This window comes from Halochromatium sp., assembly GCF_046541315.1.
GTDB lineage: Bacteria > Pseudomonadota > Gammaproteobacteria > Chromatiales > Chromatiaceae > Lamprobacter.
Window position 1 is genome coordinate 1 of sequence record NZ_JBKHDN010000005.1, and the last position, 12,050, is coordinate 12,050.

The window sequence follows — 12,050 nt, forward strand, 5'->3', positions numbered from 1 at the left end:
TGCGACGCCAATGCTCGCTGCGGATAGGTCCGCTCGCTATCTTGGCGTATCCTGTCCGCTGCGCCAGCCCGATGGAATCCTCGCGCGTCACGACCTCGCCTCCGCAATGAATATCAAGCACCGTAGCCAGATCTATAACGTCTATGTCGTGGTTGGACTCAGCAGCCTGCTGCTGATCGGCAGTTTTTATCTGTTCGGCATGCGCCCGCTGATCGGTTATCTGCGCGCGATGCATACCGAGAGTATCGATTTGGCCCTGCAGAACAGCGTCGGCCGGGTGCGGGCGATCTTTAGCAATCACGAGGATCTGGCGCGCCAGGTCGCCAGCCGCCGCGCGATCCGCGAACAACAAGCCGCCTTCCTGCGCGGCGAGATCACGCGCGAGGCGCTGGTCGATTTCAGCCAACCGAAGCTCGCCGATGCGCTGGATGCCAGCGACGCCATGCGCGCGATCGTCCGCCACGACCCCGACGGCGACCGCCTGTTCAGCGTCGGCGTGCCGGTGCCCAACAGGCTGACGGACGCCTGCGAGCCCGAGACGCTCGAACGGGTGCGGATGCTGCCGAACGCACCGGCCGAGCGCACCGACGAGCTGGTCTATTGCTCGCCGATCTTCGACGAGGCCCAGGAGCGCATCGGCTTCGATCTGCTGATCATCAGTGACCGGGCGATACAGCGGTTCATCGACGAACAGAGCCGCCCCGCCCATACCTTGGCGCTGATCCTTGGCGAACGCGAGATCAGGTATTGGCCCAACCAGACGGCCGATGAGCAAGCCCATGCGGCGCTGCGGCAGTTCCTGACCTCGGGCGCGAGCGACCCGCGTTTCGTGATCCACCAACAGCCCCTGGAGTTCGATGCCTGGAGCCTGGTGTCGATCGTCGATGCCGAGCAATTCTTCGCGCCGATCGATCGGCAGACGTTGATCCTGCTGGTCACCATCCTGGTCGCGACCCTGGTGATCTATCTGCTGACGGTGTTGGCGCTGCGCCCGATCGTCTCGACTCTGGCGCGCGAGGAACAACTGCTGGTGCTCGCGCGCACCGATGGCCTCACCGGGCTGTACAACCACGCCTACATGCAGGAGCTGCTCGACGCCGAACTCGAACGCAGCGCCCGCTATCAGCGCCCGCTGATGCTGGTGCTGTTCGATATCGACCACTTCAAGGCGCTCAACGACGAGCACGGGCATCAGGCCGGCGATCAGGTCTTGCTGCAGCTCGCCAACCTGTGCCAAAGCCTGACCCGAGACTCGGATAGGCTGGCCCGTTATGGCGGCGAGGAATTCCTGGTCATCCTGCCGGAGTCGGAACGCGAGCAGGGCCAGCGCTTCGCCGAGCGTCTGCGCCACGAGATCGAGCAAGCCACCTTTACCTTCGCCGCGACCCCGCTGCGGATCACGGTCAGCATCGGCCTGGCCCATTGGAATGGGCGCGGTGACCCGCCCACCAAGGCCGAGCTGGTCCGCGCCGCCGACCGCGCGCTCTATCGGAGCAAGGAGCAGGGGCGCAACCGCGTGAGCTTGGATTAAGCGCGGCGATGGCTCTGACATTCGCCTGGGTGCTGGCGGTGCTGTTGCTCCTAGCGGCCAGCCTCTGCCTCTTGGATCGCGATCTGGGACGTGCCTGCCAGGCCTTCGTCGCCTTCGCGCTGCTGATGTCTTTGGCCTGGCTGCTGCTCGGGGCGCCCTGGCTGGCGCTCGCGGAGGCGCTGCTCGGGGCGCTGCTGACCGGCGGCACGCTGCTGTGGACATTGCGCGGGCGAGGAGCGCTGCCGCGCCTGTCGCCAGTGGACGAGACGGCACGGCAAGCGCGCCGCACGGCGCCGCTGCGCTGGCTGCTGATCCTGAGCTGGCTGGGCCTGACCGGTACCACCCTGGTCTGGCTGCTCGGCGTCGAGGCGCTGACGCCGCCGCGCTCGGCCAGCACGCTGCTGGCCGCGACCGGCGTGCCGATCATGGGCCTGGGGCTCTGGGCCTTCAGCACTCAGCGCCATCTGCTGCGGCGGCTGCTGGCCTTCAATCTGCTCGGCTCCGGGGTCTTCCTGCTGCTAACTGGGCTGGCCGCGCCGGCGTCGGTTCCAACCGCGGAGATGCGGGCGTTGATCCTCATCGGCTTGGTGGTGGCGCTGCTCGGCTCGATGCTCGGCGCGGCGCTGTTGCTGCGCCTGCATGCCCGGGCCGGTCAGGTCGCCCTGAGCGCCGACTTCAACGCCGATTTCAGCGCCGCCGTCAGCCCAAACGCCCGCTCGGCCATGAGCACGGGCACGGACCCGAGCTTGGGCGCGGGCACCAGCGCTGGCTCAACGCCATGAGCCCGACGCCGTTCCATCTGCTCTGGCTGTTGTTCGCACCGCTGGCGCTGGGTCTGCTGGCCTGGGTCCGCCCGCCGCGCCACAGCGGTTTGGTGTTGTTGCTTGGCCTGCCCTTGCCGCTGGTCGCGCTCGGGTTGCTGCTCGGGGTCGAGACGGGGCCGATGGCGGGACGCCTGACGCTCGGACCGCTGTCGCTGCACTGGCGCTTGGACGGTCTGGCCGCGTTGTTATGGCTGTTGACGCAACTGCTGCTCGTCGCCAGCGCCCTCTATGCCGCTGGCGATGTCCGCACCACGACACTCGGCAGGCGCGCCTATGCCTGGCTCTGGCCACTGCTGGGCGGGCTGGCGCTCGCTCTGGGGCTGATCTGGATCGCCGCCGATCTGCTCCTGCTCTACGCCGGTCTGGAATTGATGGGGCTCTGCGCCGTCGGCATGATGCTGCTGCCCGGCAGCGTCGAGGCCCTGAGCGCCGGCTTGCGCTATCTGCTGTTCGCGCTGGTCGGCTCGCTGGCCTGGCTGCTCGGCAGCGCCCTGCTGCTCGGTGCCTGGGGCCGACTCGATCTGGCGGGGCTGGCGGCGGTCGCCCAACCCGAGCCGGTCACCCAGATCGGTGTCGCGCTGTTGGCCAGCGGGCTGCTGCTGAAGGCGGCGATCTTTCCGCTGCATGGTTGGCTGGCGCCGGTGCATGGCAGCGCCTGGACCCCGGTCAGCGCGATCCATGGCGCGCTGGTGGTCAAGGCGTCGTTTTTCATCCTGCTGCTGCTCTGGCGCGCGCTGCTGCCCGAGGCCGTCGCCGGCGCCTGGGCGCTCGGCGCGCTCGGCAGCCTGGCGGTGCTCTGGGGCGGGGTGCAGGCCTGGCGCGCCGTCGGGCTCAAACAACTGGTGGCCTGGTCCACCGTCGGTCAATTGGGGTATCTGATGCTGGCCTTCCCGTTGCTGGCCGGGACCAGCGCGGCGGTGGCCTGGTTGGCCTGGCAGGCGACCTGGCTGCAGCTTGCCGGGCATGCGTTGGCGAAGGCGGCGATGTTCATGGCCGCCGGCAATCTGCTGCTCTCGACTGGCGCGCATCGGCTCGAGGGACTGACCGGAACCAGCCGCCGGCTCCCGCTCTCGTTGATGACCTTCGGGCTCGCGGCGGTGACCCTGATGGGACTACCGCCCAGCGCCGGCTTCACCGCCAAGTGGTTGTGGTTGCAGGCCGCGCTGGCGGCGGGCCAATGGCCCTGGGTGGTGGTGCTGGGGGTGGGGACGCTGCTCAGCGCGAGCTATGTGTTCCGGGTGCTGCGCTGCTCGTTCGTCGAGGAGACCCCGGAACCGGCCTTGCGCCGGCTCCCGTTGGGGATGGAACTGATCGCCTTGGCGCTGGCGCTGGCCGCGATCGGATTGGGTCTGGCGGCGGCCTGGCCGCTGTCGTTTCTGGCGCTGGCGGGGGTGCCGTGAACGCCCTGCTGCCGTTGGCGACCCTGGCCAGCTCGCTGCTCACCGCCGGCGTGATCTTCATGCTGCCGGAACGGGCCGCGCGCACCCGCACCGCGCTCAATCTCGCCGCCGCGCTGATCAAGCTGGTGCTGGTGATCTGGATGGCGCGAGGATTGGTCGCGGGCGAGGTCTATGCGGTCGAGTTCGCGGTGGTCGAGGGCCTGAGCTTCGTCCTCCGCGTCGATGCGCTCGGACTGACCTTCGCGGCATTGTCTTCGCTGCTCTGGCTGTTCACCACCATCTATGCCATCGGCTACCTCGAGGACTCGCCCAATCGTCGGCGCTTCTTCGGCTTCTTCAGCCTCTGCGTCGCCAGCACCCTGGGCATCAGCCTGGCCGGCAACCTGTTCACCCTGCTGGTCTTCTACGAGCTGCTGACGCTCTCCACCTATCCGCTGGTGGCCCATCGCGGCACCCCGCAGGCATTGGCCGCAGCCACCGTCTACCTGCGCTATACGCTCAGCGCCGGTCTGGCGCTGATGGTCGGCATGGTGGCGTTGCAGGTGCTGGCCGGGGATCTACGCTTCGGCCAGCAGGAGATCCTGGCCGAACTCGGCCCTGAGGCGCGCCCCTGGCTGATCGGGCTGTTCTGGCTACTGATCCTCGGTTTCGGCGTCAAGGCGGCGCTGGTGCCGCTGCATGGCTGGCTGCCGCGGGCGATGGTGGCGCCGGCGCCGGTCAGCGCCCTGCTGCATGCGGTGGCGGTGGTCAAGGCCGGCGCCTTCGGCATCGTCCGGTTGGTCTACGATGTCTACGGCATCGGCTTCAGCGCGGCCTTGGGCGTGCTCGATGGACTGGTGCTGATCGCCTGCGTGACCATCGTCTACGGCTCCCTGCGCGCGCTGACCCAGCAGGAGCTGAAACCCCGCCTGGCCTACTCCACCGTCAGCCAGGTCGCGTACATCGTGCTCGGGATCGGGCTGTTCGGGCCGCTCGGCACCATCGCCGCGCTCGCGCATCTGCTGCATCAGGGGTTGATGAAGGTCACGCTGTTCTTCTGCGCTGGCAATTACGCCGAGGAGTTGGGCATTCATCGCATCGACGAACTGGACGGCGTCGGCCGGCGCATGCCGCTGAGCAGCATCGCCTTCAGCATCGGCGCGCTCGGCATGATCGGACTGCCGCCGGTGGTCGGCTTCATCTCCAAATGGATGCTCGGGATGGGCGCGATCCAGGCCGAGATGCCCTGGGTGATCGCGGTGCTGGTCGCGAGCAGCCTGCTCAATGCGGCCTACTTCCTGCCCATCCTCAACCGGCTCTGGTTCCGCCCCGGGCCGGCCCATGGGGTCGGCACCTGGCCGGCCGAGCGCGCGCCGAGTCGGTTCGAGACCAGCGTCTGGCTTTTGCTGCCAGCCCTGGCGACGGCGCTGCTGAGCCTGCTCGCCGGGATGCTGGCGGGGCTGCCGTGCAGCCCCTTGCAGTGGGCGACCCGGGTGGTGAACGAGACCTACCTCGCGCCATGATCGATCTGCTCCCCGCACCCCTGCCCCTCGCCCCTTTGCTCTTGGCGGCATTGCTCTTGGCGGCACTGCTATGGCCGCTGCTGCTCGCGCTGCGGACCCTGCGGTGGGCGCTGGTCGCGCCCGAGAAGCCACGCCTGGCGCTGGATTGGCTCTGGATCAGCGCGCCCTGGCCGGCGCTCGCGCTCGCCGTGCTGGGTCCTGACGGCGGTCTGCGGCTGGATGTCTGGCTGCTCGGCGGAGACTGGGCGCTCGATGACCAACGCCGCCTGCTGCTGGCCTTCACCGCCCTGCTGTGGGGGCTGGCGGGTTGGTACGCGCGTGGCTATCTGGCCGCTGAACAAACCCGGGCCGCGGCCGGCGATCCGACCAGCCGTTCCCGGCTGCTGCGCTTCGCGCTGTTCTGGCCACTGACGCTTTGCGGCAATCTGCTGCTGCTCCTGGCCGAGGACATCGCCAGTTTCTATCTCGGCTTCGCGCTGATGACCTTCTCGGCCTATCCGCTGGCGATCCACAGCGGCAGCCGCGAGGCGCGCACCGGCGGCCTGGCCTATCTGATCATGGCCGTGCTCGGGGAAGGCATGCTTCTGGCCGGCCTGCTGTGGGGTGCCGGCACCGACTCGGCACTGACCCTGTCGCAGCTGCGCGCGACCCTGGCGACGGCGGACGCGGGGTTGTGGATGGGGCTGCTGCTGTGGCTCGGCTTCGGGGTCAAGGCTGGGGTGATCGGCCTCCACCTGTGGCTGCCGTTGGCGCATCCGGCGGCACCGACGCCGGCCAGCGCCGTGCTCAGTGGCGCGATGATCAAGGCCGGCCTGGTCGGCTGGCTGAGCACGTTGCCGCTGGGCATGGCCGGTGTCGACGCGTCCTTCCGCGGACTCGGGCTGGCGATGCTCGCGGCCGGCCTGGTCGGCGCCTTCGCGGCGGCGCTCTTGGGCGTCGTGCAACGCCAGCCGAAGGCCGTGCTGGCCTATTCCAGCGTCAGCCAGATGGGCGTGCTCACGGCCCTGGTCGCGCTCGGGTTGCTGCGCCCGGACAGCTGGCCCGCGCTCGGCGCGCTGGTGGTCTATTTCGCCGCTCATCATGGCTTGAGCAAGGGCGCGCTGTTCTTCGGTGTCGGCATCAGCGAGCAAGCGCCACGCTGGCCCGCCTGGTTGCTCTGGATCTTGCTGACACTGCCGGCGTTGTCGCTGGCGGGCGCGCTGGGCTCGGGACTGATCGCCAAGCGGGGCGCCAAGGAGGTGCTCGCTGCGGCTGGCGCGCCCGACTTGGCGCTTTGGCTGAGCCTGGCGGCCGTCGGGACCACGCTCCTGATGGCGCGAACGCTGTGGCGGCAATGGACACAATGGCGCCAGAGGGGCCGAAGCCCGGAGCAGACGAGTGCGCGCCGGACAGGCCCAAATCGGACACGCCCGAGCCAGCGGACGCCTGTGGCCGCCGATGATCAGCGCTTGCTCGCGCCAATGCCGCTGGCTTGGTTGATGAGCCTCGTCGCCGCGCTTAGCCTGCCATTTTGGGCCGGCTGGCTCACCGGCGGGCTCGTGGGTGGGCGCGGCTGGCCGAGGTTCAGTGAACTCCCCACGCTGCTCTGGCCGTTGGGGCTCGGGCTGCTGATGTCGGTCGGGTTCGGCTGGAGTCTGCGCCGACTTGGACCCAGGCTGAGCCATTGGCTACCAGCGGGCGATCTCTGGTGGCCATTAGCCGCCGGCGGGCGTCGGCTGCGGCGTCTTGGACGTCGGATGCTGAAGGGATTGGCTAGCTTGCAAGCGGCCTGGATCGCCTGGTGGGGCGCGCGCGCGGGCAATGGCTTGACCGGCCTGAATGCGCTGACACGCGCCGAGGGCTGGCTGCGTCGTCAGTTGGCGATGCTCCTGCTGGCCGTGGCCGTGGGCTTGGCCGGTCTGCTGTTGCTCGACGCCCAGAGCACGCCGCTCTGGCCCTGAATGGCTTGGGCCTGCGCTCGCTCTAGCAGCGATGGACACGCAACCAGGAGCAAACAACCGGATACAACCAGCAAGGCGGTATGAGCTTTTCCGGCAAGCGCCTAAGCGCCCGATCTCACTGGACTCCACCTCTGGGCCCCATGAGACCCGGGAGAGCCTGGGCTACCAACATCTCGCAACAATACGGCCCAATTTTTCAGCAGGTTAGTGTTCACCGGGAATTGCTGGCATAAAACAGGACGTGGGCGAAGAAAAACAGACGGCCAGGCTCGGTTTTGGGTTATACTCACGACCTTCGGGTGCCTGGACCGGTCGGCACCGCTCGCGACCAGCCGCCATGGGCGGATGCGGTCGCCGAAAATCGCTTGAGCCGTTCGCTGCTCCCCTGCTCCGCAACCATCCTAAGGCACCCGCCATCGGCTCGACGCCGATCGCGAGCCGCGCGCGACTAGGGCTATTCGCTATTCATCCAGCCCGGACCGGCTCCCGCCTCAATGCAGGACGGGAGGGCCCATCTGGAGTCAGACCTCGATGTCATTCGACACCCTTGGCCTTTCGGCCGAACTCCTGCGCGCAGTGCGCGAGCAGGGCTATACCCAACCCACCCCGATCCAAACCAAGGCCATTCCGACCATCCTCGGCGGTGGCGACGTGATGGCTGCGGCGCAGACCGGCACCGGCAAGACCGCCGGTTTCACCCTGCCCTTGTTGCAACGCCTGAGCACCCAGACCTCGCGCCGCGGCGCCAAACCCTCGGCTGAACGATCCGACGGACAAACGGACGGCCAATCGGCCCGGCAACCTGCCAGACAATCCGGCGGCCGAGCAGCCGCAGGCGCACGCCGGCCAATTCGCGCGCTGGTGCTGACCCCGACCCGCGAGCTTGCGGCTCAGGTGCAGGAGAGCATCCAGACCTACGGCCAGTATCTGCCGCTGCGCTCGGCGGTGATCTTCGGCGGGGTCAAGATCAACCCGCAGATCGAACAACTGCGCCGGGGCGTTGATATCCTCGTCGCCACCCCAGGCCGGTTGCTCGACCACGCCGGCCAGGGCACGGTCGACCTGTCCGAGGTCGAGACCCTGATCCTGGACGAGGCCGATCGCATGCTCGACATGGGCTTCGTCCACGACATCAAGAAGGTACTGGCACTGCTGCCGCCGAATCATGCGCGGCAGAACCTGCTGTTCTCGGCGACCTTCTCCGACGACATCAAGCGCCTCGCCGAGCGGCTGCTGAACAACCCCGAGCTGATCGAGGCGGCACCGCGCAACACCACCGCCGAGCGCATCGATCAGGTGGTCTATCCGGTCGATCGCCAGCGCAAGCGCGAGCTGCTGAGCCACATGATCGGTGCCAACGACTGGCGTCAGGTGCTGGTCTTCACCCGCACCAAGCACGGCGCCAACCGCCTCGCCGAGCAGCTCGAGACCGATGGCCTCAGCGCCGCCGCGATCCACGGCAACAAGAGCCAGGGCGCGCGCACCCGCGCGCTCGCCGGCTTCAAGAGCGGCGATGTGCGGGTGCTGGTGGCCACTGACATCGCCGCGCGCGGGCTCGACATCGATCAGCTCCCGCATGTGGTCAACTACGAGCTGCCGAATGTGCCGGAGGACTATGTGCACCGGATCGGGCGCACCGGCCGCGCCGGGCGCGAGGGCCAGGCCGTGTCGCTGGTCTGTGTCGACGAGCACCGGCTGCTGCGCGACATCGAGCGCCTGCTCAAGCGCGAGGTGCCGAAGATCGTCCAGCCCGGTTACGAGCCGGACCCGAGCATCCCGGCCGAGCCGATCAAGAACGGACGTGGTGGCCCGCGTCCGGCGCGCGCCGGTGGTCGCCATGCCGAGGGGCGCACCGCTGCCTCAACCCCGGGACAGCGACCGCGCCGGGCCGGGGCTGGCGCGGGCAGGACCGAGGAGCGCCGCAGCCCGGCCGCCGCCAACCGCGGTCACAGCCGTCGCCAAGGCGTCGACGCCAACCGTCCGAGCACGCATCGTCACCCTCGACGCACGCGCTCGCAGGAGACGGCCGCACTGCTCGGCGGTCGCGACGACTGAGGCGGTCAGCCTAACATTGACGCTCCAGACCAGTGCTGAGCGTCGATAATCCGATCGTCGAACATCCCGACAGGGATCGAGCGCGAGAGCGCGCACCTGCGCGCCCGCTTCGCCAACCCCAGCGCACGCCTGTTCCCGGTCGCCGTCACCTGGTTGATTCCGTAGCGGGCGGTGCAAGCTCGGCTGACCATCACCATGCTCGAGATCACCGCGACCATCCAGATCCCCGAGCAAGAGCTGCAAGAGCGCTTCGTGCGCTCGCCCGGACCGGGTGGCCAGAATGTCAACAAGCTCGCCACGGCGGTCCAGCTCAGCCTGGATCTGAAGCGCTCGCCATCGCTGCCGGAGCCGGTGCGTGAGCGCCTGCTCGCCAGCGGCGATCGGCGCATCGACCGCGACGGCGTGCTGACCATCCACGCCCATCGCTTCCGCACCCGTGAGCGCAACCGCGCCGATGCCCGGGCCAGACTTGCCGAGTGCATCGCGCGCGCCAGCGTCGCGCCGAGACCGCGCACGCCGACCAGGCCGCCGCGCGCCGCCAAGCGCCGCCGCATCGACGAGAAGACGCGCCGGGGACGGGTCAAGTCGTTACGCCGGCCCATTTCCGACACCGACTGACGCAGCGGCCGCGCTGGCGCGCCACCGCGTCCAGGGCGCCGGCCGGTGACACGGATGACCATCGCAGCCGGCATCATGGCTGGGGGAACGCGTGGCATCGCACAACGATCTGGCGAGTCTGCCGTCGTTTCCGTATCCTTGGAATCTATTGATCGCCCGCCGACTCCACGCCGCCCGATCCGCGCAACCCAAGCCCGCGCAACCCAAGCCCAGCGCTGGCGTCGATGGCGCCGCCATGGAACGCCGACCGTCCCCTGACCGCGAGCATGATCGAAAAAGATGCCCGAGGGGCGGCGAATGGGCCAAACCAGGGCGACGCGGACGCCTACTCGGTCGACCTGAGCCGCTCGGCGGCGTCGGCAACGCCTAAACCGCTGTGCAAGACGAGAATCCATGAAGCAACAGATCCAAGGATTGGTGCGCGCTGCGCTCGAGCAGTTGATCGCCCAAGCCATCCTCGACCCGGACACCTTCAGCGACGGGCTGCCGGAGCCGCAGATCGAGCGGACCCGTGACGACAGCCACGGCGACTTCGCCACCAATGCCGCCATGGTGCTGGCCAAACGCGCCCGCACCAAGCCGCGCGCGCTCGCCGAACGGATCGTCGCCGCCTTGCCCGGCTCCTCGTTCATCGAGCGGGTCGAGATCGCCGGCCCTGGTTTCATCAATTTTCACTTGGCCGCCGATGCCTTTCACGCCCAGGTCGCCGAGATCATCGCCCAAGGACCGAGCTTCGGGCGTTCCCGCATCGGCGCCGGCAAGCGGGTACAGGTCGAGTTCGTCTCCGCCAACCCCACCGGACCGCTGCATGTTGGTCATGGCCGGGGCGCGGCCTATGGCGCCGTGGTCGCCGATCTGCTGGAAGCGGTCGGCTTCGACGTGCATCGCGAGTACTACGTCAACGACGCCGGGCGGCAGATGGACATCCTCTGCGCCTCGGTCTGGCTGCGTTATTTGGAACTCTGCGGCGAGACGCTGCGTTTCCCGAGCAACGGCTACAAGGGCGACTACGTCTGGGATATCGCCGCTAGCCTGCACCGCGAACATGGCGATGATTACCGGGTTGCCGCCGACCTGGTGATGGCCGGTCTGCCGGCCGATGCGATCGCCGGCGAGCCGAACGGTGACAAGGAGGCGCACATCGATGGGGTGATCGCCAACGCCAAGCGGCTGCTCGGCGACAACCGCTATCGCTTCGTCTTCGAACTCGGCCTGAACACCATCCTCGACGATATCCGCCAGGATCTCGGCGAATTCGGCGCCCACTATCAGGAATGGTATTCGGAGCGCACGCTCACCGAGAGCGGCGCGGTCAACCGTGCCATCGAGCGCCTGCGCGCGGCCGGTCATCTCTACACCCAGGCCGGCGCGCTTTGGTTTCGCTCCAGCGCCTTCGGCGACGAAAAGGATCGGGTGCTGGTGCGCGAGAATGGCCAGACCACCTATTTCGCCTCCGATATCGCCTATCACATGGACAAGCTCGAGCGCGGCTTCGAGCGGGTGATCGATGTCTGGGGGGCCGATCACCACGGCTACGTCCCGCGCGTGAAGGCGGCACTGACCGCGCTTGGCGATGCGGCCGAGCGGCTCGATGTGCTGCTGGTGCAGTTCGCGGTGCTCTATCGCGGCGGCGAAAAGGTGCAGATGTCGACCCGCTCGGGCGAGTTCGTCACCCTGCGTCAACTGCGCAAGGAGGTCGGCCGCGACGCGGCACGCTTCTTCTATGTGATGCGCCGCTGCGAGCAGCACATGGACTTCGATCTCGATCTGGCCAAGAGCCAGTCGGCGGATAATCCGGTCTATTACTGCCAATACGCCCATGCGCGGGTCGAAAGCGTGCTGCGTCAGGCCGCGGACAGAGGCATCCTGGTCGAGCCGAGCCCGGGCATCCGCCATCTCGATCGGCTCGGCGAGCCGCACGAGCTGGCCTTGCTGAAGATCCTGCCGCGCTACCCGGAAGTGGTCGAGGCCGCGGCGCTCGGCCATGAGCCGCATCTGCTGACGACCTATCTGCGCGAGCTGGCCAACGCCTTCCACACCTATTACAACGCGCATCAATTCCTGGTCGATGACGACGCGCTGCGCGACGCGCGCATCAAGCTGATCCTCGCCGTGCGTCAGGTGTTGCGGAACGGCCTGGGGCTGATCGGTGTCTCCGCGCCCGAACAGATGTGAGCGAG

The 12,050-nt window shown here is 68.2% G+C and carries 8 protein-coding genes; all 8 read left to right on the plus strand.

Going from position 1 to position 12,050, the window contains the following annotated elements; genetic code table 11:
- Positions 1 to 1,531: GGDEF domain-containing protein (locus ACLFQI_RS00975; RefSeq protein WP_410756922.1), on the plus strand; the 1,531-nt coding region annotated here is incomplete at its 5' end.
- A gap of 8 nt (positions 1,532 to 1,539) precedes the next feature.
- On the plus strand, positions 1,540 to 2,313 hold the full coding sequence (locus tag ACLFQI_RS00980; protein WP_410756923.1) for a hydrogenase subunit MbhD domain-containing protein: 774 nt from the start codon (positions 1,540 to 1,542) through the stop codon (positions 2,311 to 2,313).
- Complete coding sequence (locus ACLFQI_RS00985) at positions 2,310 to 3,755, plus strand: complex I subunit 5 family protein (protein WP_410756924.1); 1,446 nt, start codon at positions 2,310 to 2,312, stop codon at positions 3,753 to 3,755. The genes ACLFQI_RS00980 and ACLFQI_RS00985 overlap by 4 nt, the downstream gene beginning before the upstream one ends.
- A complete protein-coding gene (locus ACLFQI_RS00990; RefSeq protein ID WP_410756925.1) occupies positions 3,752 to 5,257 on the plus strand; it encodes a complex I subunit 5 family protein in 1,506 nt (501 codons plus the stop codon). The genes ACLFQI_RS00985 and ACLFQI_RS00990 overlap by 4 nt, the downstream gene beginning before the upstream one ends.
- Positions 5,254 to 7,197, plus strand: coding sequence for a complex I subunit 5 family protein (locus tag ACLFQI_RS00995; RefSeq protein ID WP_410756926.1), 1,944 nt, complete (start codon positions 5,254 to 5,256; stop codon positions 7,195 to 7,197). Before ACLFQI_RS00990 ends, ACLFQI_RS00995 begins: the two co-directional genes overlap by 4 nt.
- Before the next feature lie 531 nt (positions 7,198 to 7,728).
- The gene (locus tag ACLFQI_RS01000; protein ID WP_410756927.1) at positions 7,729 to 9,252 is read left to right on the plus strand and encodes a DEAD/DEAH box helicase; all 1,524 of its coding nucleotides are present in this window, start codon (positions 7,729 to 7,731) and stop codon (positions 9,250 to 9,252) included.
- 195 nt (positions 9,253 to 9,447) lie between these two features.
- A complete protein-coding gene (gene arfB, locus ACLFQI_RS01005) occupies positions 9,448 to 9,870 on the plus strand; it encodes an alternative ribosome rescue aminoacyl-tRNA hydrolase ArfB (RefSeq protein WP_410756943.1) in 423 nt (140 codons plus the stop codon).
- Between the two features lie 393 nt (positions 9,871 to 10,263).
- A complete protein-coding gene (gene argS / locus ACLFQI_RS01010; protein WP_410756928.1) occupies positions 10,264 to 12,045 on the plus strand; it encodes an arginine--tRNA ligase in 1,782 nt (593 codons plus the stop codon).
- The last annotated feature ends 5 nt before the right edge of the window (positions 12,046 to 12,050 follow it).

Bases quoted from the DNA above. Each gene is read 5' to 3' on its own strand.
- ACLFQI_RS00995 (WP_410756926.1), top strand. From the start codon at position 5,254: ATGATCGATCTGCTCCCCGCACCCCTGCCCCTCGCCCCTTTGCTCTTG.
- argS (WP_410756928.1), top strand. From the start codon at position 10,264: ATGAAGCAACAGATCCAAGGATTGGTGCGCGCTGCGCTCGAGCAGTTG.
- ACLFQI_RS00980 (WP_410756923.1), top strand. From the start codon at position 1,540: ATGGCTCTGACATTCGCCTGGGTGCTGGCGGTGCTGTTGCTCCTAGCG.
- arfB (WP_410756943.1), top strand. From the start codon at position 9,448: ATGCTCGAGATCACCGCGACCATCCAGATCCCCGAGCAAGAGCTGCAA.
- ACLFQI_RS01000 (WP_410756927.1), top strand. From the start codon at position 7,729: ATGTCATTCGACACCCTTGGCCTTTCGGCCGAACTCCTGCGCGCAGTG.
- ACLFQI_RS00985 (WP_410756924.1), top strand. From the start codon at position 2,310: ATGAGCCCGACGCCGTTCCATCTGCTCTGGCTGTTGTTCGCACCGCTG.